Raw genomic sequence first — 24,842 nt, forward strand, 5'->3', positions numbered from 1 at the left:
TCCGGTTAATTTGAAAGTCGTCGCACGGGAGGGGAGGACCGGGCAATGATTGCGCTTTTGTTTGCGATGTTTACGGCCACGATGGGCTTGAATTACTTTGGAAAAAGAACCGCCGGGGACGTGCTGTTCTTTGTGACGCTGTTGCTAAGCGTCTATTGGCTGAAGTTCCACGCAACGACCCAATTGTCGATACAACTTTAGGATGCGGAGCCCATGCGCATGACCATTACGCCTGAATTGTCCCGCACCCTGAACGCGCTTGCCACCTTTGCCGTTGGCGTCGTGTTGCTGCTTGCGTTCTTTTATCAGCTGAAGCTCTATGAGCTGCCCTGCCCTTTGTGCCTGCTGCAGCGGGTTGGCTTTGTCGCGGTGGGCGTTGGACTGGGGCTGAACCTGCTTTATGGCCCGCACCCGCGCCACTATGCGATGATGCTGATCTCCGCGCTGTTCGGTGGCGGCGTTGCGGTGCGGCAGATACTGCTGCACATCGTGCCCGGCACCGGGCATTATGGTTCGCCCGTATTGGGGCTGCATTATTACACCTGGGCCGCGATCTGCTTTTTCCTGATCATTCTCGGAACGTCGGTCATGCTGATGTTCGATAGTCAGTTCAGAACAACTGAGGAAACCAAAGCCCAGCCACGGTTTGGCGGCAGCAAGCTGGCAATGGCGGCCTTTTTCTTCATGCTGGGGCTGGCGGTGCTGAATGCGGTTGCCACGCTGGTCGAATGCGGCCCGGGGATCTGTGATGACCCACCAACAAGCTACAAACTGATTGACGAGGCCGAAGGTTAAGCCCGATGATGTAAGGGATACAGGCAAGGAGGCACGGAATGGGGCTGCTGGGGCAACCGCTGGGCTATTACGACTACCTGACATTTGTGGCGCTGATATTGCTGCTGGCTGCAGTGATGGCCCTGTTTTTGTTCATCATGGGACTGCCGGGCAGGATCGCCCTAAAGCGCAACCACCCGCATGCCGAAGCGGTCAAGATCATGGGCTGGGCCGGATTTCTGGCCGTAATCCCATGGATTCACGCCTTTATCTGGGCGTTCCACGAAGGGATAACCGTCGATCTGCGCAGATTTCCGAAGGAAGAGCGTGATGCGATCCGCAAGGAAATCGAACGCATGGGCGGCAAGGTAAAGCCCGAATATCAGGACCATGCCGATCAAGGTTCTGATCCCGACACAACGCGGAAAAGCTGATCCCGGAAGGCCAGTAATAATATGTTCGTCGCCCTGAGTATCACGCTTTTCTACATCATTTTCGTCTGGTTCATTTTCTTCAAGGCGAAATGGCTGAAGTTCAACATTGTCTGGGGGGTCGTTTCCTTTTGGGTCGGCGCGCACCTGCTGCTGATTTTCCTTGTGGCACTGCGGTTCTTTCAGCCTTATTCGATCGATAGTCACGTTGTGCGCTCGACCATACAGATCGTGCCCAAGCTGACCCAGCCAACGATTTTGACCGAAGTTCTGGTCGAGCCGAATACGATAGTGACGAAAGGCGATCCGCTATATCGGTTCGACGACACGGTGTTTTCGCTGGCGGTGGACAACGCCAAGGCACAACTGGTTGCCGCCGAGCAGAACGCCAAAATCCTTGAACAGGATGTCATAGCCGCCACCGAGGGGCTGGAACGCGCAAATGCGCAGCTGGCCTATGCCCAGACCCAAAAAGCCCGGTACGAAAATCTAGTTCCGGCGGGGGGCGCGCGTCAGGATGAACTGGACCGCTGGAACGAGCAGGTTCACGAGGATCTGGCGCAGGTCAAACAGGCCGAGGCTAATCTTCAAAAGGCGCAACTGGCGCTGGAATCCGAAATCGACGGGGTGAATACAGGTATCCTGCAGGCGCAGTCGCAACTGGCTGAGGCCGAGTATTTCCTTGAGAACACAACGATCTACGCCCCGGAAAACGGCATGATCGTTTCGCAGCAGGCCCGTCCGGGGCTGGTGGTCGGTGACATCCGACTGGGCGCCATTGCCAGCTTTGTCACCGAAGACGATCCGTATATTCTGGCCACGTTCCGGCAGCAGAACCTGAAATTCGTTGAACCCGGCCAGCCGGTTGAAGTGGCGCTGGACCTGTATCCGGGCGAGATCCTCAATGGCAAGGTCGAGGCGGTCTGGTGGGCCACGCGGCAGGGGCAGTACTTGCCTTCGGGCCGCCTGCCCGGCTTTGAACTGCCGAAACTGCCCGGCCGGATCGCCGTTCAGATTACGGTGGACGTCCCCGAAGGGCATCAGTTTCCGGCAGGCGGCCATGCGGCGGTCGCCATCTATACCGGTCAGGGCAAGAGTTTTGAGTTCCTGAGGCGCATCAATATCCGCCTCTACTCGTTCGCCAACTTCATCAGACCGCTGGACATCTGAGGATGCCCCAAAACAAGAACGGTGAGCACATGATACGGGCAAAGGCAGGACGGTTTGGAATATTCGGCAGGTCGGTCGCCCCGGCGATCTGTGTAGTGGGACTGCTGGCAGCCTGCGCTCCGGTCGGGCCGGATTTCGTGCGCCCCAGCTCGCCCGTCGTCAAGCAATGGATCGAGGTGAACAGCCCCAACGCCAGTCAGGGCAGCGGGCTGACCTCGCGCAGCGCGCCCGTGGTCAAGTGGTGGGAAACGTTCAATGACCCCACGCTGAACCGGCTGATCGCGGACGCTTATGCGCAGAATCTGTCGCTACAGGTGGCAGGGGCCCGCGTTCTGCAGGCCCGTGCGCAGCTTGGTATCGCATTCGGCGAGCTTTACCCGCAATCGCAGGCGGTCGGCGGGTCCATCTCGCAACGCAGGATCAGTGAGAACCTGAACCCTATCGCGGACATCAACCGGGTCATTCCGCTGGATACCGAATTCGCGACCTCGCAAGTTGGCTTTGACGCCCAGTGGGAACTGGATGTCTGGGGCGCGCAGCGACGGGGCGTTCAGGGGGCCCGATCCAATCTGGCCTTGCAGGTGGCGAATTATGACGACGCGCTGGTCACACTGACCGGAGATGTGGCCGCGATCTATATCAATATCCGGGCATTGCAGGAAACGCTGGGGGTAGCGCGCGAAAACATCCGGTTGCAGCAGGAATCGGCGGATCTGACCGAGTTGCGGTTCAACAACGGCGTCACGACCGAGCTGGACGTGCAGGAATCGACGGCATTGCTGAACAACACCAAGGCATTGGTGCCCACGCTGGAAAGCGATCTGCAACAGGCCAAGAATGCGCTGGCGGTGCTGCTGGGCACGACGCCTTCGCGCATGACCGGATTGCTGGGCAGTTCGCGCCCCATTCCAACCGCGCGGGCCAATGTTGCCGTGGGCGTTCCGGCAGAGCTGCTGCGTCGGCGTCCCGATATCCGGGCGGCTGAGCTGGCGGCGGCGACGCAATCGGCGCAAGTGGGAATTGCGATGGCGGATCTGTACCCGCAGTTCATCCTGTCGGGCTCGATCGGGTTGCAGGCCTCCAGCGGGCGCGACCTGTTCAGTTCGAACAGCGGCACCGGTCTGGCGAGTGCCGGAGTTGTCTGGAACGTACTGAACTATGGCCGGATCAAGAACAACGTGCGGGCACAGGACGCGGCCTATCAGGGGTTGATCGCGAATTATCAGAACACGGTCCTGTCGGCCTATTCCGAGGTTGAAAGCGCGATGGTGGCTTATGCCGAGGCGCGCAAGCAGGTGGTGTTTTATCAGCGCAGCGTCGAAGCCTCGCAACGCGCGGCGGGCATTGCAGTCAGCCAATATACCGACGGCATCGCGGATTATTCTCGTATCCTGAACACGCAGACCGCCCTGCTGCGGTCACAGGCCAATTTGATCGAGGCGCGTCAGCAGGTGTCGTCGAATCTGGTGGCGATCTACAAGGGTCTGGGTGGCGGATGGCAGATCCGGCAAAATCAGGAGTTCCTGCCCGAAACCGTACTTGCGGAAATGGCTTATCGCACAGACTGGGGTGATCTGCTGGAGAAGGACCCGACTGGCGTCAGCCTGGAATAAGCCTATTTCGTCAGCCCACGGATACCGCCCGAGATCAGGATGTTGACCTCGTACAATACGCGCGGCGCGGCCAGACCGCCGGGGCTGGCGAGATAGTTCGGGCTCCATTCCGGATCGAATTTCTGTTTGAACGACCGCAGCCCCTCAAAGTGATAGAACTGTTCGCCGTGTTGATAAACAAAGCCGCCGATCCGGTTCCAGATCGAGGCAAGCTGTCGGTTTTCAATACCTGAAAACGGCGCGGCACCCAGCGAGAACCAGTGAAACCCCTGTGCCGATCCCCATAGCATCATCTCGGCGAACAGGGCGTCCATGACAAAGCTTGGGCTTTCGGGTTCGTATCGCATCAGGTCCAGCGACAGCTCGCTTTTGTTGCCGCCCTGAAACAGGTTGGCAAAGGCGACTATCTTGCCGGTTTCACCATCACGCAGAACGGCGTGGTCGAAATAGGATAGGTATTGTTCGCTGAACCCACCAAGGGCAAAGCCCTTTTCTTCCCCTGCCTTGTTGGTGAGCCAGTGGTCCGAGATTGCGCGCAATTCAGGCAGGACCGGGCCAAGTTCCTCTTTCGGGATGATCTCGAACACGTATCCTTCGCGCTCGGCCCGGTTACGCGCCTGACGGAAGCCTTTCTTGGGCTTGCCGTCGAGCGAGAAATCCTTGAGCGGCACGCGCGCGACCTCGCCGATTTTCAGGATCGACAGGCCCAGATCAAGGAAGGTGGGCAGGTATTTGGTAGAGACACTGTAAAAGGCGCACAACTTGCCCTCACGATCTGCCATCTCGCGCAGTTGCCAGACCAGTTGCTGTCCCGCCTTTTCGTCGCCCACCGGTTCACCCTTGGAGATCAGGGCGTTGCCGGTATCGGCATAGGCGATAAAGGCGGTTTCGTCCGGCGAGATCAGGAATTGCTTGTCTCCGGTCAGGGATATCTGCGCCTCGGTATCCTCACTCTGCATCGCCAGGCGTCGGACGACTTCCGGAATTTCAGTCTGTTTGATTTCCGGGATTTCATGGCCGAACAGCGAATTGACAGCCACCACGCCGATGATCACGGCCACCACAAGGCTGGAGCGCAAAAAGCGTGAAGCGTCGCCGTTCCAGGCAAAATCCCACCACAGTGCGTTCTGATAATCCACGTGGGAATAAGCAAAGAGGCCCACCCAGAAGATTACGGCCATCAGTGCCACGATGCTGACCAGCCACGGGATGTTCAGCCGAAAGATCGACGCGCCGCTGACACGGTAGAAGGCGCCACGAGACAGGGCCAGCATGGCGATGGTCGCCAGCATGCACAGCGCCTCATGGGTATCCAGCCCCTTGGCCAGTGAGGCGAAGAACCCCACAACCATCAAACCCATGGCCAGTATCCACGCGCGGTAAAGCTTTCGGAACAACCCGCGCGAAATCAGGATCAGCAGCACGCCGACAATGCTGCCCAGCAGATGCGATGCTTCGACAAACGACAGCGGCAGGAATTCACGCAGGACGCCCAGATTTGCGGAACTGGCGGGCAATGCGCCTGATACCAACAGGATCACCCCGGCGACCGCCGAAACGCCCGCCGCAACCATCGGAATGATCGGTCGGGTCACCCGATAGGCCCAGCTTGCCGCCCCGCCGATCGCCCGTCGTTGGGATACGGCCCACGCGATCCCGATCGACAGACAGGCAATGGCGAACGGCAGGAACGTATAGACGACCCGATAGAGCAACAACGCCGCGATGATATCCGACCTGCCCGACGCCCCGAGCCCGGCGATCAGGGTGGCCTCGAACACGCCGATCCCGCCGGGTGCGTGGCTGAGGATCCCGACGGCGATGGCGGCAATATAGACAGTGAAAAAGTAGGGAAATCCGACGCCCAGATCATCCGGCATCAGCACGTACAGGGTCATCGACGCGCCGAACAGATCGCCGATCGCGGCCAGTGTTAGAAGGCCGGCCAGACGGCCGCCCGGCAGATTGAAGGCAAACCCGGCCAACGAGAACTTGCGCCCGCCACGGGCCAGCCAGATGAACAGGGATGCCAGCCCAAACAGCATAAGAACGCCAATTCCGGTTTCGGTAATCTCGCTGATCGGCAGGACCTGAGAAATGCCGTCCGGGTGAAAGGTCAGCAACAGGCCAAGGATCAGCACAAGCCCCATCCAGAACGCCACCCACGAGGTTGCGATCACACCGGCCACACGCCCCAGATCCAGCCCGAGCGAGGCGTAAATGCGGTATCTGATGGCGGTTCCGGTGATGTACGAAAAGCCGAGGCAGTTCGACACCGCATAACCGCTTGCACCAGCCATGCCCGCCACCGGCAAGGGCACCTTGCCTTCGGCCACGCTTTGGACTGCAAAAACGTCGTACAACGACAGCGACAGAAAGCTGAAAGCCGTCCAGCACACGGCGATGAACATCAGCCACCAGGACTTGGCAGCGATATCCGTTTGCACATCGGCCCATTTCACGTGCGACGAAAGCTCGTGCAGAACCATCAGGGCGATCAGCGTGATCAGGATCGGGACCGAAATCCTGACCAGTGGCTTTTCCAGCAGCGCCGCAATGCGTTCGACCCACTGTTCGACGCGGGGCTCTTCACTTTGTTCCTGCGCGGTCATGATGGAATTCCCTGCCCGTATGCCATGAAACGACCTTTGGTTCTGTGCAACCGCGCAATCGGGCATCCCCTTTTGCCGTGGCCGCTGGACCGAATAAAGACTTCACCGCAATCTGGCACATTTTCCTTGATGTTCAAAGCACTGCGCCAGCTTGCGTGGCTTTTTCCGGGCCAGGCCTACAGGCGCCCCTTGCGCGTTGACAGCAAAAGGTTGGTTTCAGACCGTGTAACCCCGTCCATGCGCCGGATGATGAAAATCACCTCGTCGAGTTCTTCGAGCGTCCCGGTGCCGATCTCGGCGATCAAATCCCAATGGCCGTTGGTCGAATGCACCGCGCGTACCTGCCGCATGGCGGATATCCGGGACATGATCCGTTCGGTACCGCGCCCCTCGATCCCCAGCATCATCAGGCCGCGCACCGGGCTTTGTGCCACATCCTGTCGGGTGGTCACCGTAAAGCCGATGATCTCTCCGGACTGTTTGAGCCGCTGCAACCGGCTGCGCACGGTGGTGCGGGTCACCCCCAGTTGTTCCGAGAGTTCCGACAGCGAGGCACGCGCGTCCCGATGCAGGGCGTTCAGCAGCCGATTGTCCAGATCGTCCATCATCCGATTCCACTTTGGTCAATTCGGTTTCATTTTGAGCAATTTGCTCTCTTCCGGCAACCCGCTAGGTATCGCTAAATGGCATCATGGATACGCAAAACATTCTTCTGGTCGGAGCCCCACTGGATGCGGGCAAACGACGTCAGGGGTGCCGGATGGGCCCGGACGCCTATCGTGTTGCCGGACTGGAACGCGCACTGGCCGATCTGGGGCATCAGGTCACCGATCTGGGGGACGTTGCACCCGACGCGGTCGACATCCCCGAGCACAACCATCTGTTTTCCCTGCCGGAATGCGTGGGCTGGACCCAAGCCCTGAGCCGGTCGGCACAGGAATGTGCCGCACAGGGCGTGCCGATCTTCATGGGCGGTGATCATGCCCTGTCCATGGGAACCGTCACCGGCATGGCCGCACACGCGCAGGCACTGGGCCGGCCGCTGTTCGTGCTCTGGCTGGATGCGCATAGCGACTTTCACACACCGGACAGTACCGGCAGTGGCAATCTGCATGGCACACCTGTGGCTTACTTCACCGGGCAGCCGGGGTTTGAAGCCTTCCCCGCACTGCCCGCACCGGTTCCGACCGACCGCGTTGGCATGATCGGCCTGCGCTCGGTCGATCCCGCTGAACGCGCGGCGTTGGAAAAGGATCGCGCCATGCTGGCCGACATGCGCAGCATCGACGAACATGGCATCAAGGCGCCCCTGATGGCGTTTCTGGACAGGGTGCGGGCAGCGGATGGTATTCTGCACGTGTCGCTGGATGTGGATTTTCTGGAACCCGCCATCGCACCCGCCGTTGGTACAACCGTCCCCGGTGGCGCGACCGAGCGTGAGGCGCATCTGGTGATGGAGTTGTTGCATGAAAGCGGGCTGGTCCGCTCGCTGGATCTGGTCGAACTGAACCCATTTCTGGACGAACGCGGCCGTACCGCAAAACTGATGGTAGATCTGGCCGCCTCACTCATGGGGCGCCGTATCTTTGACCGCCCAACCCGGAGTTTCTAAATGACCCAGCCATCAGATAAGGCGCTTGTGCCGTTCGTTTCGGTCGACAACATGATGCGGCTGATCCACCACGTCGGTGTCGAGCAGATGATCACCGAAATTGCGGTGCAGATCGAAGCGGATTTCAAACGCTGGGAGAGCTTTGACAAGACCCCCCGCATTCCGGCCCATTCCCCGCACGGCGTCATCGAGCTGATGCCGACATCGGATGGTGAGGCATATGGCTTTAAATACGTGAATGGTCATCCCAAGAACACGTCCGAAGGTCTGCAGACCGTGACGGCCTTTGGCCTGTTGGCGGATGTCTATACCGGATACCCGACCCTTCTGACCGAGATGACGATGCTGACAGCGCTGCGGACGGCGGCGACTTCTGCGCTGGTCGGCAGCTACCTTGCTCCGAAGAACGCAAAAACGATGGCGATGATCGGCAATGGCGCCCAGTCCGAGTTTCAGTGTCTGGCGTTCCGGGCAATGTGCGGCATCGATACGGTTCGTCTGTACGACACAGACGCAAATGCAACCGCGAAATGTGCCGCAAACCTTCAACGCACCGGGTTGACCGTGGTCCTGTGCAAAACCGCCGAAGATGCGATCGAGGGCGCGCAGATCATCACCACCTGCACCGCAGACAAGAAATACGCAACAATCCTGACCGACAACATGATCGGACCCGGCGTGCATATCAACGCTATCGGTGGAGACTGCCCCGGCAAAACAGAGCTGCACCGGGACATCCTGCTGCGCTCGGACATCTTCGTGGAGTATCCTGAACAGACCCGCATCGAAGGGGAAATTCAGGCCCTCGAAGCCGATCACCCCGTCACCGAAATCTGGCAGGTCATTACCGGTCAGGCCGAAGGGCGGAAAGATGACCGGCAGATCACCCTGTTTGATAGTGTCGGTTTCGCGATCGAGGATTTTTCGGCGCTCCGCTACATCAAACGGGCAATTGAAGGCACCAGCTTTTTTGAACCTTTGGACATGCTGGCCGATCCTGACGATCCGCGCGACCTGTTCGGGATGCTGATGCGCGCCGGATGAATACCTGCGCTGCGAACTTGTGATTTGACAGAACGGATGGGGGCGCTGCCCCCGTCACATTCGGCGCCTCCCCCGATGTATTTTCAGCCTAAAACGGTTGGCTGTGGCATCTAACCGGCAAGTGATGGCAGATAGAGGACGATGGCCGGAAAGGCCACCAACAGCGCGATTGTCGCAGCATCCGCAATAAAGAACGGCATTACGCCGCGAAAGACGTCCTGTACGCTCAGGTCCGGGCGCACACCCGCCACCACGAAGCAGTTCAAACCGATTGGTGGAGTGATCAGACAGAATTCGGCCATCTTCACCACAAGAATTCCGAACCAGATGGCGCACATCGGGCCGGACATACCAAAGGCGCTATCTGCCGCACTCACGGTTTCCCCGCCGTTCAGGGCCATAACCGCCGGATAGACGACAGGCAGGGTCAGAAGCAGCATTCCGATGGCATCCATGAACATTCCCAGCACGGCATAGGCCAGCAGAATGCAGATCAGAATCAGCATTGGGGACATCTGCAGCGACGTAATCCAGTCAGAGAATGCGCCCGGCAGGTCAGCGAAGCCCAGAAAGCGGACGTATATCAGTACCCCCCAGATGATCGAAAAGATCATGGCCGTCAGTTTGGCCGTTTCCAGCAATGCGGATTTGAACTCGGCCCACCGCATTCCGTGAAACAGCGCAAAGCAGAACACGATGAAGGCACCTATGGCGCCACCCTCGGTCGGGGTTCCCCAGGCCTGATCGCCGAACGGGTTGTAGACAAAGCAGATGATGATCAGGATGACGGCAACGATCGGCAAGGCTCCGGGCAGCACGACGAAGCGTTCGCGCCAGCTGAATCCGGTCACCGGCGGGCCGACGGTTTTGAAGATGACCGCGATGCCGACGATCAGCAATCCGTAGATCACTGCGGAAAAGGCGCCGGGGATGAACCCTGCCAGCAACAGCTTACCCACGTCCTGTTCCACGATGATGGCGTAGATAACCAGAATTGCGGATGGTGGGATCAGCGAGGCGAGTGTTCCGCCCGCTGCGACGACCCCTGCGGCGAAGCGCTTGTTGTAACCCACGGCCAGCATTTCGGGGATGGCGATACGGGCAAAAACCGCCGATGTGGCAACCGAAGCGCCGGACACGGCAGCAAAGCCTGCGGTTGCAAAGACGGTCGAGACCGCGAGCCCGCCGGGAACCCAGGCCACCCAGCGTTTTGCGGCCTCGAACAAAGCGCGTGTCAGACCCGCGTAGTAAGCCAGATATCCAATCAGGATAAACGTCGGGATCAGGCTGAGCGTGTGCGAGGCGACCTTGGAATGAGGTACCTGCCCTGCGGTCTTGACCGCAACGGTCAACGCCTTGCCGAAACGGTCCGGATCATAGCCGAACTTGGCCCAGAATATCCAGACAAGCCCTACAAGACCTGCAAGGCCGGCGGCAAAGGCGACCCGCATACCGGTAACGACAAGGACCAGCAGCCCGCCTGTGACCCAAAGGCCGATGTCAATCGTGTCCATGCGCTATTCCTGCCCCTCAAGCTGCTCGGCTTCGGCAGCGGCCTGTGCTGCGGTGTCCTGTATCAGCGGCACTCCGGCGGGCTCTTCCAGACCCATTATGAATGCGCGCCCGTATCCCCAGATTTGCAGGATCAGCCGAAGGCACAAAACCGAGAAGGCAATCGGCGCCAGCAGTTTCGCGGGCCAAAGGGGGATGCCGATATCGATCGAGCTGTCGCGGCTCCATAGCGGCGCGCCAAAGTCGAAGGACCGGTCAAAATGCGCCCAGCTGCCCCAGACCAAAGCCAGCATGAGGACGAGTATCAGGACAACTGAGATCAGCTCGAACAGCCACAATGCCCGCCCGCGCAGGCGCGAGATGACGATGTCCATCCGGATATGCCCGCCATCGCGCTGAACAAAGGAAACGCCAAGAAAGGCGATCAAGGGCATGGCCTGCTCGATCCAGTCCACATAGCCGGGCAGCGGCGCATTGAAGGCGTTTCGGCCGCCGACGGATACAACGGCAAGCACCATCAGCGAAAACACCGCAAACCCACTGAGCAGGGCCAGCACCCTTTCAAGCCTGAGCAAATGCTGATCCAAACGGCTCAGGAGGCTGCCATCCTCCAGCACCGTGGCATGTCCTGCCATCCCGGAATTCCCTTGTGTCGCGAAATCAGTCGTGATCCGGGCACCCGAGGGTGCCCGGTTTCAGGTCTCAGTTACCGCCGCGCTGCTGCTTCAGCGTGGCCTGAACGAGATCGTACAGGTCCTGCGCAGGCAGCCCCTGTTCCGACATATCGGCGATCCACTGTTCCCGGATCGGGTCAGCCGCCTTGGCGCGGAATTCGTCAAGAACGGCATCGTCGATCGTGACTTTCTGCACGCCCTTCTCTTCCAGAACACCATCCCATTTCTTGAGCAGTTCGCCATAGTTGGCGAGATAGTGCGCGATGGCTTCGTCGATGGAACTGTCCAACGCTTCGCGATGTTCAGCCGGCAGGGCCTCATACGCCTCGATATTGACCACCACCGGGCAGTTCACGGTGCCGGGGTTCAGGTTGGCGGTCCACCAGTCGGCCTCGTTGATGGTGCCAAAGGACAGGTGTGCGTGCTGGGCAAAGGCCACGGTATCAACAACACCGGATTCCATCGCATTGAACGCCTCGGTCGCGGGTACGGATGTCGGAACGCCGCCGACCGCCTCGAACGCCTGACCCAGACCGCCGGTCGCGCGCACGCGCATGCCGTCGAATTCTGCAAGTTGGTCACGCGGGTCGCCGGTACCCACCAGATTGTATTGCGGCATCGGCGAGGTCATCAGGATACGCGCGTTCCACTGCGCCATTTCATCCTTAACTGCCGGATGAGCATAGACGGCGTGGCTGACGGCCACCTCTTCATCCAGCGAATTCACGCCGAGGAAAGGCAGCTCCAGAACCGTGATCGCGCGGTTCTTGTCGCGGTGATAGCCCGCGCAGAACTGGGCCATCTCGAACGCGCCGATTTCGATGCCGTCCAAATTTTCCTTAGGTTTGGACAGGCCGCCATAGCTGACGTTGATGGTAAAGTCGCCGCCGGTCTTTTCGTTAACAAGTTCGGCCAGTTTTTCGACATGTTCGGTAAAGGCGCGCCGTTTACCCCAGACCGAGGCATTCCATTCCGTGGCCGACGCCTCGGCGACAAAGGCAAGGCTAATGGCGGCTACTGCCGCGCCGCTCAACATCTTGTGCATTTTATTCTCTCCCTGTGCGACGCCCCTTTGTCAGGGCGCTTGACGGTCAAGCTAGCGCCAACACTTGTGCCTGCCAACCCCTGCCGCCGGTGCCAGATCAAGCCACCCGGCAAACGGGAGCACGGCAATCGCTCATGATCCGTCAGGTTGCGATCAGGAGCGCCGATAATTTGCAGGGTAACGAGGGGATTGAAAATCCACATCTAGAGCACTGCTATCATTAAATTAATTTCACCACCTTCAAAAAAGTTTACAAACTGACCGTGAAAGTAAAAATTTCTTTACAAACTAATTCAAGAAATACGGCAATTTATTTCTTTCTTTTCCGAACCCCGTATTATTCGAATTGGGGAGGAACCGGATCGACATTACCCGAACTGCGGGCAATATCGGTTCATGTAATCCAGTCCAGAGGGAGGAGCCTCAGAAATGACGACCGCTGCCCAGGCAGATGCCAAGGTGTACCCGCCATCCGCCGAAACCGTCGCACGTGCCCACGTTGATGCCGCGAAATATGCCGACATGTATGCGGCCTCGATTAACGACCCCGAGAAATTCTGGGATGAACAGGGCAAGCGTGTCGACTGGATCAAGCCCTATACGCAGGTCAAGGACGTCAACTACAACTTCGGGAATGTCGGCATCAACTGGTATGCCGATGGTACGCTGAACGTATCTGCCAACTGTCTGGACCGCCACTTGAAAACCCGCGGCGACCAGACCGCGATCATCTGGGAGCCGGATGATCCAAACGATGCAGCACAACACATCTCCTATGCCGAGCTGCATCGCCGCACCTGCCGGATGGCCAACATTCTGGAATCGATGGGCGTTCGCAAGGGCGACCGGGTGGTGATTTACCTGCCGATGATCCCCGAGGCTGCCTATGCCATGCTGGCCTGCGCGCGGATCGGCGCCATTCATTCGATCGTCTTTGCCGGGTTCTCGCCGGATGCATTGGCCGCCCGTATCAACGGCTGCGAGGCCAAGGTTGTCATCACCGCCGACGAAGCCCCCCGCGGGGGCCGCAAGACGCCGCTGAAATCCAACGCGGACGCCGCCCTGCTGCATTGCAAGGACACGGTAAAATGTCTGGTGGTCAAGCGCACCGGCGGTCAGACCACATGGGTCGACGGGCGCGACTATGACTATAATGAAATGGCGCTGGAAGCAGATGATTACTGCGCCCCCGCCGAGATGAATGCCGAAGACCCGCTGTTCATCCTTTATACCTCGGGTTCGACCGGTCAGCCCAAGGGCGTGGTGCACACGACAGGCGGTTATCTGGTCTATGCATCGCTGACACATGAGGTCACGTTCGATTACCACGAAGGCGACATCTATTGGTGTACGGCGGATGTGGGCTGGGTCACCGGCCACAGCTATATCGTCTATGGTCCGCTGGCGAACGGCGCGACGACGCTGATGTTCGAGGGCGTGCCGACCTATCCGGATGCCAGCCGGTTCTGGCAGGTGTGTGAAAAGCACAAGGTAAATCAGTTCTATACCGCTCCTACCGCCCTGCGCGCGCTGATGGGTCAGGGCAACGAGTGGGTCGAGAAATGCGACCTGAGCGATCTGAAGGTTCTGGGTACCGTGGGCGAACCGATCAACCCCGAAGCCTGGAACTGGTACAACGAAGTTGTGGGCGGTGGTCGCTGTCCCATCGTGGACACCTGGTGGCAGACCGAGACCGGCGGTCACCTGATGACCCCCCTGCCCGGCGCGCATGCGATGAAGCCCGGTTCGGCGATGAAGCCGTTCTTTGGCATCCTTCCGGTTGTTCTGGACCCACAGTCGGGTGTCGAAATTCAGGGCAACGGGGTCGAGGGCGTTCTTTGCATCAAGGACAGCTGGCCCGGTCAGATGCGCACCGTCTGGGGCGATCATGAGCGGTTCGAGAAGACCTATTTCTCGGATTACAAAGGCTATTACTTCACCGGCGACGGATGCCGCCGCGACGAGGACGGTGATTACTGGATCACCGGCCGCGTCGATGATGTGATCAACGTCTCGGGTCACCGCATGGGTACGGCCGAGGTAGAAAGCGCGCTGGTGGCACACGCCGCGGTCGCCGAGGCCGCCGTGGTTGGTTATCCGCATGAAATCAAGGGGCAAGGCATCTATTGCTATGTCACCCTGATGAATGACCGCGAACCCAGCGATGAGTTGCTGAAAGAGCTGCGGACATGGGTGCGGACCGAAATCGGCCCGATTGCCAGCCCGGATGTGATCCAGTGGGCCCCCGGCCTGCCCAAGACCCGCTCGGGCAAGATCATGCGCCGTATCCTGCGCAAGATCGCCGAGAACGACTTTGGCTCGTTGGGTGACACTTCGACACTGGCCGATCCGTCGGTTGTCGAAGACCTGATCGAAAACCGCGCGAACAAGTGAGGGTGTGATGGACGCTGCCACAACCACCACCCCCGCCGTACTGATCCTTCTCGGCCCTCCGGGCGCCGGGAAGGGCACACAGGCACGGATGCTGGAGGACAAGTTCGGGCTGGTGCAGCTCAGCACCGGTGATTTGCTGCGCGCGGCAGTTGCCGCCGGCACCGAGGCGGGCAAGGCTGCCAAGGCTGTCATGGAAGCGGGCGATCTGGTCAGTGACGAGATTGTCATTGCCATCCTGCGCGACCGTCTGGTCGAACCTGACTGTGCGCGCGGTGTCATTCTGGACGGCTTTCCGCGCACCACGGTTCAGGCAGAGGCACTGGACGGTCTGCTGTCGGAAACCGATCAGAAGATCAACGCCGCCATCAGCCTTGAGGTCGAGGATGCCGAAATGGTGATCCGTATCTCGGGGCGCTACACCTGCGCCGGATGCGGCGAAGGGTTTCACGACCAGTTCAAGAAACCGGCGGTCGAAGGTGTATGCGACAAATGCGGCAAGACCGAGTTCAACCGCCGCGCCGACGACAACGCGGAAACCGTGGCTTCGCGCCTTGAGGCGTACCACGCGCAGACTGCGCCGCTGATCGGATATTACGACGGCAATGGCGTTCTGGTGCGCACCGACGCCATGGGCAAGATTGACGATATCGCCCGCGATCTGGAGAGGATCGTCGGCGACGCGATGAATTAAGGGGAGGAGACAAGCCCGGCCAAGGGCTTTGATCCTGCAAAAGAATACTTCAATGGACCCGCCCTGGCGGACCGGAGAAGTTATGCCTGACGTCGACCCGGCGTTCGGCGCATCAAAGGGTGGCCCAACGTACTGGAGGAGTTGGGCATGGGGCCGCCCGAGGAGGAAGCAAGGAGGTACCGCAATGGCGGATCATTCAACAAACTCCGCGCAGACTGCCGAAGCCGACAAGGGCTATTGGCAGGCAAACCTGCGCCTCATCGTCATCAGCCTTATCATATGGGCGCTGGTGTCTTTCGGATTCGGCATTCTGCTGCGTCCGTTGCTGTCCGGCATCGCCGTTGGCGGCACCGATCTGGGCTTTTGGTTCGCTCAGCAGGGATCGATTCTGGTCTTTCTGGTGCTGATCTTCAACTACGCCTGGCGGATGAACAAGCTAGACGCCGAACACGGCGTGGGCGAAGAATAAGGGGCTGGGGACAATGGATCAGTTTACCATCAACCTGCTGTTTGTGGGCGCGTCCTTTGCGCTTTACATCGGCATCGCGATCTGGGCCCGCGCGGGGTCCACATCAGAATTCTATGCCGCCGGTCGCGGCATTCATCCCGTCACCAACGGTATGGCGACTGCGGCTGACTGGATGTCGGCGGCTTCGTTCATCTCGATGGCGGGCCTTATCGCCTTTACCGGCTACGACAACAGCTCGTTCCTGATGGGCTGGACCGGCGGCTACGTGCTGCTGGCACTGCTGCTGGCGCCTTACCTGCGCAAGTTCGGAAAGTACACGGTGTCGGAGTTCATCGGCGACCGCTTCTACAGCCAGACCGCGCGTATCGTTGCGGTGATCTGTCTGATCGTTGCGTCGGTGACCTACGTGATCGGTCAGATGACCGGCGTGGGCGTGGCCTTTGGCCGCTTTCTCGAGGTGTCGAACACCGCTGGTCTGCTGATCGGCGCAGGCGTCGTATTCGCCTATGCAGTGTTTGGCGGGATGAAGGGCGTGACCTACACTCAGGTCGCTCAGTACTGCGTGCTGATCACCGCCTATACCATCCCGGCGATCTTCATCTCGCTGCAGCTGACCGGCAATCCGATCCCGGCGCTGGGTCTGTTCGGAGACACCGCAGGTGGTGAGCCGCTGCTGACCAAGCTGGACGCCATCGTGGCCGAGCTGGGCTTTGCCGAATACACGGCGCACCATTCGAACACGCTGAACATGGTGCTGTTCACGCTGTCGCTGATGATCGGTACCGCCGGTCTGCCGCACGTCATCATGCGTTTCTTCACCGTGCCGAAAGTGTCCGACGCTCGTTGGTCCGCTGGCTGGGCGCTGGTGTTCATCGCGCTGCTGTACCTGACCGCCCCTGCGGTTGGCGCAATGGCCCGCCTGAACATCACCGACATGATGTGGCCCAACGGTGGCATCGAAGGTGGCGCTGTCTCTGTCGAGGAAATCGACAACGATCCGCGCTATGACTGGATGGCCACTTGGCAGAAAACCGGTCTGCTGGATTGGGAAGACAAAAACGGCGACGGCAAGATTCAGTACTACAATGACAAGTCTGAATCGATGCAGGCAATCGCGGAAGAAAAAGGCTGGGTTGGTAACGAACTGACCAAGTTCAACCGTGACATCCTGGTTCTGGCCAACCCGGAAATCGCCAACCTGCCGGGTTGGGTGATCGGTCTGGTCGCTGCCGGTGGTCTGGCTGCTGCTCTGTCCACGGCTGCGGGTCTGCTGCTGGCGATCTCGTCGGCTGTGTCCCACGACCTTGTCAAAGGTGCGATCAACCCGAATATCTCGGAAAAAGGTGAACTGCTGGCCGCGCGTATCGCTATGGCCGTGGCCATCGTTGTCGCAACCTATCTGGGTCTGAACCCACCGGGCTTTGCGGCGCAAACGGTTGCGCTTGCATTCGGTCTGGCGGCTGCCTCGATCTTCCCGGCGCTGATGATGGGGATCTTCTCGACCCGCATCAACAACACGGGCGCGGTTGCAGGCATGCTGGCAGGTCTGACGGTCACGTTGATCTATATCTTCCTGCACAAGGGCTGGCTGTTCATTCCGGGCACCAACTCGTTCACCGATGCTGACCCGCTTCTGGGTCCGATCAAGTCGACCTCGTTCGGCGCCATCGGTGCAATGATCAACTTTGGTGTCGCCTATGTGGTCGCCGGCATGACCAAGGAGACCCCGCAGGAGATCAAGGATCTGGTCGAAAGCGTGCGCATTCCCCGTGGCGCGGGCGCGGCTCAGGATCACTGAGTCGGATGCGGCTGGCGGTGTCTGACACTCTGGCCGCAACCTTCGACCCACTGTTCCCGCCCGGCACACCACCGGGCGGGGCTTTTCGTTAAGACATCAAGAGACCACACATGGCCCTGTCGTCCGATCACATCACGCGATTTCTGAAATCCGTACACCCGTATGACGCCTTGCCGATGGACGAGCTGAACGCCATGGCACCGCAGATCGAGGTGCGGGACGTCGAACAGGGCATGGGCATATACGCGCTGGGTGACGCACTGCCCGGATTGTTCATCATCTACGAAGGCCAGATCGAGATCACCGACGCAAACGGCGTGGTTGTTTCCCATCTGGGCCTGCGCAATTCGTTTGGCGAGCGGGGCCTGCTGCGGGACGGCAAGGCCGCCACCCATGCAAGGGCAGATGCGCCCACGACATTGTTGGTGCTGCCCCCTGCCCTGTTCCGCAGACTTATTTCCGAGCATCAGATCGTGGCCCGGTTTTTCAACCGCTCCCGCGCCCCCCGGCCCGAGCAGCCGACGCTTGCCACCAGCCGTATCGACACGCTGATGACGCGCGACCCGGCGATTTGCCCCCTGGCCACCTCGGTGCAGGAAGCTGCGCAGCTGATGCGGGATCGCGGAATCTCGTCCCTGTGCATCACCGATGGCGATGCGCTGCAGGGCATTGTCACCGTGCGCGATCTGTCCGGAAAGGTCGTTGCCGAGGCGCTGCCCGCATCGACCCCCATTTCACAGGTCATGACCGCCGATCCGATCACTCTGTCACCGGGCGATATCGGGTCGGATGTGCTGCATGCCATGATGGAGCGCAATATCGGCCACATACCGATTACCGAGGGTAATCGGCTTGTCGGCATGGTCACGCAAACGGATCTGACCCATTATCAGGCCGTCAGCTCAGCCGAGCTGGTGCGCCGCATCGCCCATGCACCATCGGCAAAGGACATGGCGCATGTCACCGCCGAAATCCCGCAACTGCTTGTGCAACTGGTGGCCGGTGGCAACCGGCACGAGATCGTCACGCGCCTGATCACCGACATCGCGGATACGGCCACGCGCCGCCTGCTGACACTAGCCGAGGACAAGCTGGGGCCGCCGCCGGTTCCTTACCTGTGGCTGGCCTGCGGATCGCAGGGGCGGCAGGAACAGACCGGGGTTTCCGATCAGGACAATTGCCTGATGCTGGATGACAGCGTGACGGATGCCGACATGCCGTATTTCCACGCTCTGGCAAAATTCGTCTCGGACGGGCTGGACACCTGCGGGTATTTCTACTGCCCCGGCGACATGATGGCGACCAATCCGCGCTGGTGCCAGCCGGTTCGGGTCTGGCGCGAGTATTTTACGGGCTGGATTGCCAAACCAAACCCAGAGGCGCAAATGCTGGCCTCGGTCATGTTCGATCTGCGCCCGATTGGCGGCGCGTTCGGGCTGTTTCAGGACTTGCAGGCCGATACGCTGAAGGCCGCCAGCAACAATTCGATCTTTGTGGCGCATATGATTTCGAACTCGCTGAAACACACACCACCGCTGGGACTGCTGCGGGGGTTTGCCACCATTCGGTCGGGCGAGCATCGCAACACGCTGGATCTGAAACACAACGGCGTGGTTCCAATTGTCGATCTGGCGCGCATCTATGCCCTAAAGGGGCAATTGACCGAGGCAAATACGCGGGCCAGGCTGGAGGCGGCCGAAGCCGCTGGCGTCATCAGCCCTTCGGGTGCGCGCGATCTACTGGATGCTTATGATCTGATCGCAGAAACCCGGCTGGAGCATCAGGTGGCGCTGGTCAGGTCGGGCGGAAAACCGGACAACTACATGCCACCGACCGAGCTTTCGGATTTCGAACGCAGCCATCTGAGGGACGCTTTTGTCGTGGTCAAAACGATGCAGTCGGCGGTTGGACACGGAAAAGGGATGCTGAGTTAGCATCAGGGTACTAACATTTGGGTGTATCGCCCCGGGCGGCACCAATACCGGCGCACAGCGCCGCAGGACGGAGAGACACCATGTTTCTGGAATTGATCGGCACAGTTTTCGCGGGTTTCGCCGTGGCCGGTATCGTAATGCTGCTGAACATGGTGACGGGCGGCCGCCTGCCCCGCTGGGCCGCGCCTGTGGGGGCCGGGGTCGGGATGATCGCCGTCACCATCGGCAGCGAGTATTCGTGGTACGACCGCACGCGCGACGCCCTGCCCGACGGTCTGGCCGTCGTGCAGGAGGTTGAAAGCCGCGCCATCTATCGCCCGTGGACCTATGCGGTTCCCTTCGTGGACAGGTTTGCCGCCATAGACACCACGTCGGTTCGTACCAATGAACAGGTTCCGGATCAGCGATTGGTCGATCTGTACTTCTTTGGTCGCTGGGCTCCGGTTTCGAAACTACCCGTCGCCGTTGACTGCGCCGGAAACCGGCGGGCCAACTTGATCGACGGGGCCGAGTTCGGCGATGACGGCGCCCTGCTGAATGCGTCCTGGGTGAAGGCCGGCACCAACGATCCGATCATCGAGGCAACCTGCGAGGTCTGATCATGCTGACCCGGCTGAGCCTGCGTCTGAGAATCTTTCTGTTTTTCTGCCTGCTGGCCGTTGGCGGCCTTGTTGTCAGCGCGCTGGCGCTGTGGGTCAGCTATGCACGGCTGGGCGATCCCGATGTCTCAGACGCGTTTGTCTTTGCCGGGATTGTGATCTCGTTCGGTCTGCTTGCGCTGGTGGCCGGTGTCTGGCTGCTGTTCGACGACAACGTTGCCAAACCGATCGAACGTCTCTCGGCCGAGCTGCGCGCCCGGGCCCATGCCGGGGTCAGTTCTGACATGGATGTGCAGGCCGCCCGCTATCTTGGCGACCTTGCACCCGCCGCCGCAGGTCTGGCAGAGCAACTGGCCGACAAGGCCATGAACACCGCCGAAGCGGTCGCTGCCGAGACCGCGCATCTGTCGGCGGAGAAACAGCGCCTGACTGCTCTGTTGACCGAAATTCCGGTTGCGATGCTGCTGGCCGGGCCGACGCACAAGATCGTTCTGTATGACGCTCAGGCCGCTGAGGTTCTGGCGCAGATCGCGCATCCGCGGCTGAACGCGTCGCTGTTCGACTATCTGGATCGGGAGCCGCTTGAAAAAGCCTATGCCCAGTTGGTCAAAACCGGGATGGATGCTTATTGCACACTCAGCAGCGTTGACGGCGCGCAGACCTATACCGCGCGCATGAAGCCGTTGGGGGATGCCCCGGGTTACATGTTGATTTTCGAGGACAGCGTCGCCCGCATTCCGCCCGAAGCAGCGCGGCCGCTGGTCTACGATTTCGAACTGCTGGACACGCCGGGTGATGATCTGTTCGAGAACCGCATGCTGTCCGATCTGTGTTTTGTCGTCTTCGACACCGAAACCACCGGCCTGCTGCCCCATAAGGATGAGATCGTCCAGATCGGTGCGGTTCGCGTTCTCAGAGGCAGGATCATCGAAGGCGAACAGATGGACACGCTGGTTGATCCGGGCATTCCGATCCCGCCCGCATCGACCAGAGTGCACAAGGTCAGCGACAGAATGGTTCAGGGCGCGCCGGATATTGCCGAGGCCGGCCGCAGGTTCCACCACTTTGCACGGGACGCGGTGATTGTTGCGCATAACGCGCCCTTCGACATGGCGTTTCTGCGCCGTCATGCCACCAAGATGGATGTCAGCTGGGATCACCCGATCCTTGATACGGTTCTGTTGTCCGCTGTTCTGTTCGGGGCAAGCGAGGTTCATACGCTGGATGCGGTCTGTGATCGTCTGGGCGTCACGATACCGGAAACCCTGCGCCATACGGCATTGGGGGATGCCGTCGCCACGGCTGAGGTTCTGGTAAAGATGCTGCCGATGCTGAAATCGCGCGGCATGAGGACGTTTGGCGATGTGATCGCCGAGACGCGCAAGCACGGACGGTTGCTGGAAGATCTGAACTGAATACGAAAGGCGCAGGTCAGAGTCAGCTTTCCATGGACAATCCCCTCGCGGCGTGGCACGTGATGCGCGGCCACCCAATGAGCACGCGATGACCGAAAACGTCTTTACCCCAAGCCCGGATCAAACCCTCGCGTTTCGCGAGGCTCTGGGATGTTTCGGTACCGGTGTGACTGTCGTTACGACAACGATGGGTGACGCCCCTGTCGCCATAACCGTGAACTCTTTTTCCTCGGTGTCTTTGGACCCGCCGCTGGTTCTTTGGTGTCTGGGCAAGGATTCCAACCGCTTTGATGCGTTCCACTCGGCCGATCACTATTCCATCCACGTCATGGCCGAGGAACAGCAAAATCAGGCGCTTCGCTTTGCGCGGAACGGTCTGGATTTTTCACATGCTGACTGGGCGCATGACCATAAACGCAGGCCGGTGCTGTCCGGATGTCTGGCGCGGTTCGACTGCAAACTGTTCAACCGTCACGACGCGGGGGATCATCTGATCCTTGTGGGTGAAGTTGAGAATGTGATGCATCGCACCGGCAAGGGGCTGATATTCAAGCGCGGACAGTTCGGATCGTTCATCGACCTGCTGTAAGGCTATTCATCCAGCGATCCATGGACGGCAAACGCCTCCAGCTCGGCATCCTGTGGGGTGATTGCCCGATACGCCTCGTGAACACCGGCATCGGTCAACTCGCGCGCGACTGTCAGCAGGGTGTTGGGGTCGTGATCATCGCAGAGTTCGGACATATGCGCGATTTCTTCGCGGGCGACGCCCAGTGCCGCCTCGATCGAGGGTGCGCCGTATAGCTGCACGAAATGCGCAGCCAATGCGTCGGCCAGCCGTTCACGCTCGGCCTGTTCGATCTGCGTCACTGCCACAAACGTCACCCGACCGAAAGTTTCCAGACCCAGCCAGCCATTGGCAAAGGCCTGCCGCGCCTTGCCTTCCAGATCGCCCTCGCCCCAGTTGGAGAACTCGAACCCGCCCGAGATGCACCATTCGCCGGTCCGGGCCGGGGAATGAAAGACATGTGTATCGCTTTCATCGAAATGAATGGCGCGGGCCAGTTTCATGACGGTTTCTCCAACAGGGTTGTCAGGGGGTGAAGGTGCGTGTCCGCGCCATCGCGGATCAACATTCCGAACCTTTCATCAGTGCCGAGGAATATCCCCGAATGCCCCTGCCACTTGATCGGTTCGCCGACGCCACGCAGCAGGCCCATCCATTCGCCGTGCAAAGGCGCGTTGCCATCCTCTTCCCACCGGTTGAGCCAGGTCAGTGTGTGGCGCGACCAGCTTTCAACCAGTTGAACCGGAGAAACATCGGCACAGCCTTCGTCGTAAAGCGCGGTAATGTCCGGTGTCTCGCCCGGAGCGTGGCCGGTCTGTAGCAATGTCAGATCCCAACCGACCACGAGCCAGTCAGGAACCTGTGTGGGATCAGAGGTTGAGGCGGCAACGTGAAATTGCCCGCATCTGGCCCCGTTGACGCAGATCAGCCCGCCCCAGCCCAGATGAACGGCAACCTCGGGCGGGGCCAATGCGCCCAGCGCGTTCTGGAACCCGACCGCACATAGGGGCAACATCGCCATCGCGTCCTGCAACGGTATTTCCGGGGCAAAAACGATGGCCACCCGCAGGTGATCGGCCTGAATGTTGTAGGTGATGGTACCCGCGTCGCAGCCCAGCGCTGCAAGCGCCTGCGCGCGGTCAAAGGGGTCTTCCCCGCCCTGCACGGGATAACCCTGAAGCAAAGGGGGGAAGACCGGCTGGTTCATGCGTTGCCTTTGGCAATCAGGTCACGGGCAATCCTGCGGAAGGCCTCGGCCTGTTGGCTTTCAGGCTTACTGACGACAATCGGCGCGCCGCCATCCGCAGCAACCCGGATATCCAGATGCAGCGGGATTTCACCCAACAGCGGAACGTCCAATTCTTTGGCCTCGGCCGCAACGCCGCCATGGCCGAACACATGTTCCTCATGCCCGCAATTCGAGCAGATATGGGTGGACATGTTTTCGATCATGCCATGGATCGGTGTCTTGAGCTGACGGAACATGTCGATCCCCTTGCGCGCGTCGATCAGCGCAACATCCTGCGGGGTCGAGACGACGATGGCGCCGTCCACTTTGAACTTTTGGCTCAGCGTAAGCTGCACGTCACCGGTGCCAGGCGGCAAGTCGACGATCAGTACGTCCAGTGCGCCCCATTGCACCTGCCCCATCATCTGTTGCAATGCGCCCATCAGCATCGGGCCACGCCAGACAACCGCCTGTCCTTCGTTTACCATCAGGCCCATCGACATCATGGTCACGCCGTGATTGCGCAGCGGCAGGATGGTTTTGCCATCCGGGCTGGCCGGGCGGCCGGACACGCCAAGCATACGCGGCTGCGACGGGCCATAGACATCGGCATCCAGCAGGCCCACCCGGCGACCTTCGGCGGCCAGTGCGCAGGCAAGATTCGCCGAAACGGTGGATTTACCGACGCCGCCCTTACCCGATGCAACGGCGATGATCCTGTCCACGCCCGGCACTGCCTGAGGACCGGTTTGCGAGGGCTTGGGTTTGGGTTTCAGATCGGGCGGCGCCTTTTCCGAATGCGCGGTCATCATGGCCGAGACATTCGCGACCCCTTCGACCATCTGCGCCGCCTGTTCGGCCGTTGCACGAACAGGCTCCATCCGCTCGGCCTGTTTCGGGTCGATCTCAAGCACAAAGCGTACCGTGTCGCCTTCGACATTCAGGGCACGGACAATACCCGCGCTGACAATATCCTGACCCGAGACAGGATCGGTAATCTTTTTCAGGTTCGCCAGAACCGCGTCACGGACGCTCATGCCTCGTCATCCTTGATCTGACCTGTCACCACATGCTCGACCTCCAGCCCATCGATGGTCAGAACCACGCGGGCCTCAAAGCTTTTTCCGGCAGGCGAGCCTGCTTTGCGCAGGCCTTCCTCGATCGCCTGCTGACTGGTCACGCCAACCTGCTTGAGGAATTTGCGCATCGACATGTTGTAGTCGCCGCTCATTGCATGTGTCTCCGTCTCATTCTGTTCA

At 60.0% G+C, this 24,842-nt stretch carries 24 protein-coding genes; 15 read left to right on the forward strand and 9 right to left on the reverse strand.

The window, feature by feature from the left end:
• Positions 1-45: 45 nt before the first annotated feature.
• From ACR0NA_RS04865 to ACR0NA_RS04885, 5 genes are read left to right on the forward strand one after another with little or no spacing between them, the layout of a single operon-like run.
• Complete coding sequence (locus tag ACR0NA_RS04865; protein ID WP_480726573.1) at positions 46-201, forward strand: DUF5993 family protein; 156 nt, start codon at positions 46-48, stop codon at positions 199-201.
• Positions 202-219: 18 nt separating this feature from the next.
• Complete coding sequence (locus tag ACR0NA_RS04870) at positions 220-795, forward strand: disulfide bond formation protein B (RefSeq protein ID WP_480726574.1); 576 nt, start codon at positions 220-222, stop codon at positions 793-795.
• Between the two features lie 38 nt (positions 796-833).
• Positions 834-1,208 carry a DUF3302 domain-containing protein gene (locus ACR0NA_RS04875; protein WP_480726577.1) on the forward strand — a complete coding sequence of 125 codons (375 nt, stop codon included), beginning with the start codon at positions 834-836 and terminating at the stop codon, positions 1,206-1,208.
• A 21-nt stretch (positions 1,209-1,229) separates the two neighbouring features.
• On the forward strand, positions 1,230-2,375 hold the full coding sequence (locus ACR0NA_RS04880; RefSeq protein ID WP_480726579.1) for an HlyD family secretion protein: 1,146 nt from the start codon (positions 1,230-1,232) through the stop codon (positions 2,373-2,375).
• 2 nt (positions 2,376-2,377) lie between these two features.
• Positions 2,378-3,988, forward strand: a complete 1,611-nt coding sequence (locus ACR0NA_RS04885) for an efflux transporter outer membrane subunit (protein ID WP_480449208.1) — start codon at positions 2,378-2,380, stop codon at positions 3,986-3,988.
• Positions 3,989-3,990: 2 nt separating this feature from the next.
• Here the strand turns inward: ACR0NA_RS04885 and mprF are convergent, their stop codons facing one another.
• On the reverse strand, positions 3,991-6,600 hold the full coding sequence (gene mprF / locus ACR0NA_RS04890; protein ID WP_480726583.1) for a bifunctional lysylphosphatidylglycerol flippase/synthetase MprF: 2,610 nt from the start codon (positions 6,598-6,600) through the stop codon (positions 3,991-3,993).
• Positions 6,601-6,776: 176 nt separating this feature from the next.
• A complete protein-coding gene (locus ACR0NA_RS04895; RefSeq protein WP_170650328.1) occupies positions 6,777-7,205 on the reverse strand; it encodes an Lrp/AsnC family transcriptional regulator in 429 nt (142 codons plus the stop codon).
• Positions 7,206-7,291: 86 nt separating this feature from the next.
• Between ACR0NA_RS04895 and rocF the strand changes: the two genes are divergently transcribed.
• Positions 7,292-8,212: an arginase gene (gene rocF, locus ACR0NA_RS04900; RefSeq protein ID WP_480726586.1), complete on the forward strand. Its 921-nt coding sequence runs from the start codon at positions 7,292-7,294 to the stop codon at positions 8,210-8,212.
• Positions 8,213-9,256 (forward strand): ornithine cyclodeaminase, encoded by a 1,044-nt coding sequence (locus ACR0NA_RS04905; RefSeq protein ID WP_480726588.1) that lies wholly within the window; start codon positions 8,213-8,215, stop codon positions 9,254-9,256.
• Between the two features lie 110 nt (positions 9,257-9,366).
• Here ACR0NA_RS04905 and ACR0NA_RS04910 read toward each other — a convergent pair whose 3' ends face one another.
• The 3 genes from ACR0NA_RS04910 to ACR0NA_RS04920 all read right to left on the reverse strand — a co-directional run bounded on the left by ACR0NA_RS04910 (position 9,367) and on the right by ACR0NA_RS04920 (position 12,487).
• Positions 9,367-10,770 carry a TRAP transporter large permease gene (locus ACR0NA_RS04910; protein WP_480449200.1) on the reverse strand — a complete coding sequence of 468 codons (1,404 nt, stop codon included), beginning with the start codon at positions 10,768-10,770 and terminating at the stop codon, positions 9,367-9,369.
• Positions 10,771-10,773: 3 nt separating this feature from the next.
• Positions 10,774-11,403 carry a TRAP transporter small permease subunit gene (locus ACR0NA_RS04915; RefSeq protein WP_480726592.1) on the reverse strand — a complete coding sequence of 210 codons (630 nt, stop codon included), beginning with the start codon at positions 11,401-11,403 and terminating at the stop codon, positions 10,774-10,776.
• A 67-nt stretch (positions 11,404-11,470) separates the two neighbouring features.
• Positions 11,471-12,487 carry a C4-dicarboxylate TRAP transporter substrate-binding protein gene (locus ACR0NA_RS04920; protein ID WP_480726594.1) on the reverse strand — a complete coding sequence of 339 codons (1,017 nt, stop codon included), beginning with the start codon at positions 12,485-12,487 and terminating at the stop codon, positions 11,471-11,473.
• 429 nt (positions 12,488-12,916) lie between these two features.
• On the opposite strand from ACR0NA_RS04920, the gene acs reads away from it, so the two are divergent.
• From acs to ACR0NA_RS04960, 8 genes are all read left to right on the forward strand, one after another.
• On the forward strand, positions 12,917-14,881 hold the full coding sequence (gene acs / locus ACR0NA_RS04925; RefSeq protein ID WP_170650344.1) for an acetate--CoA ligase: 1,965 nt from the start codon (positions 12,917-12,919) through the stop codon (positions 14,879-14,881).
• Between the two features lie 7 nt (positions 14,882-14,888).
• Positions 14,889-15,572, forward strand: a complete 684-nt coding sequence (locus ACR0NA_RS04930) for an adenylate kinase (RefSeq protein WP_480726596.1) — start codon at positions 14,889-14,891, stop codon at positions 15,570-15,572.
• Positions 15,573-15,756: 184 nt separating this feature from the next.
• Entirely contained in the window at positions 15,757-16,041 is a 285-nt protein-coding gene (locus ACR0NA_RS04935; RefSeq protein WP_480726598.1) for a DUF4212 domain-containing protein, read from the forward strand.
• A 13-nt stretch (positions 16,042-16,054) separates the two neighbouring features.
• Positions 16,055-17,839 (forward strand): sodium:solute symporter family protein, encoded by a 1,785-nt coding sequence (locus ACR0NA_RS04940; protein WP_480726601.1) that lies wholly within the window; start codon positions 16,055-16,057, stop codon positions 17,837-17,839.
• Positions 17,840-17,949: 110 nt separating this feature from the next.
• Positions 17,950-19,773 carry a DUF294 nucleotidyltransferase-like domain-containing protein gene (locus ACR0NA_RS04945; RefSeq protein WP_480726603.1) on the forward strand — a complete coding sequence of 608 codons (1,824 nt, stop codon included), beginning with the start codon at positions 17,950-17,952 and terminating at the stop codon, positions 19,771-19,773.
• A gap of 80 nt (positions 19,774-19,853) precedes the next feature.
• On the forward strand, positions 19,854-20,372 hold the full coding sequence (locus tag ACR0NA_RS04950; RefSeq protein ID WP_480726604.1) for a hypothetical protein: 519 nt from the start codon (positions 19,854-19,856) through the stop codon (positions 20,370-20,372).
• A 2-nt stretch (positions 20,373-20,374) separates the two neighbouring features.
• Positions 20,375-21,787, forward strand: a complete 1,413-nt coding sequence (locus ACR0NA_RS04955; protein WP_480726606.1) for a 3'-5' exonuclease — start codon at positions 20,375-20,377, stop codon at positions 21,785-21,787.
• Positions 21,788-21,875: 88 nt separating this feature from the next.
• On the forward strand, positions 21,876-22,376 hold the full coding sequence (locus ACR0NA_RS04960; RefSeq protein WP_480449188.1) for a flavin reductase family protein: 501 nt from the start codon (positions 21,876-21,878) through the stop codon (positions 22,374-22,376).
• Positions 22,377-22,378: 2 nt separating this feature from the next.
• Here the strand turns inward: ACR0NA_RS04960 and ACR0NA_RS04965 are convergent, their stop codons facing one another.
• The 4 genes from ACR0NA_RS04965 to ACR0NA_RS04980 are packed head-to-tail and all read right to left on the reverse strand — an operon-like array spanning position 22,379 to position 24,814.
• Positions 22,379-22,858, reverse strand: a complete 480-nt coding sequence (locus ACR0NA_RS04965) for a DUF6505 family protein (protein ID WP_480726608.1) — start codon at positions 22,856-22,858, stop codon at positions 22,379-22,381.
• Positions 22,855-23,562, reverse strand: a complete 708-nt coding sequence (locus ACR0NA_RS04970; protein ID WP_480726613.1) for a biotin/lipoate--protein ligase family protein — start codon at positions 23,560-23,562, stop codon at positions 22,855-22,857. The genes ACR0NA_RS04965 and ACR0NA_RS04970 overlap by 4 nt, the downstream gene beginning before the upstream one ends.
• Positions 23,559-24,620, reverse strand: coding sequence for an Mrp/NBP35 family ATP-binding protein (locus ACR0NA_RS04975; RefSeq protein WP_170650362.1), 1,062 nt, complete (start codon positions 24,618-24,620; stop codon positions 23,559-23,561). Before ACR0NA_RS04975 ends, ACR0NA_RS04970 begins: the two co-directional genes overlap by 4 nt.
• A complete protein-coding gene (locus ACR0NA_RS04980; RefSeq protein WP_170651255.1) occupies positions 24,617-24,814 on the reverse strand; it encodes a DUF6494 family protein in 198 nt (65 codons plus the stop codon). The genes ACR0NA_RS04975 and ACR0NA_RS04980 overlap by 4 nt, the downstream gene beginning before the upstream one ends.
• Between the last annotated feature and the right edge of the window lie 28 nt (positions 24,815-24,842).

The sequence above is a fragment of the Ruegeria sp. C11 genome (genome assembly GCF_056537725.1).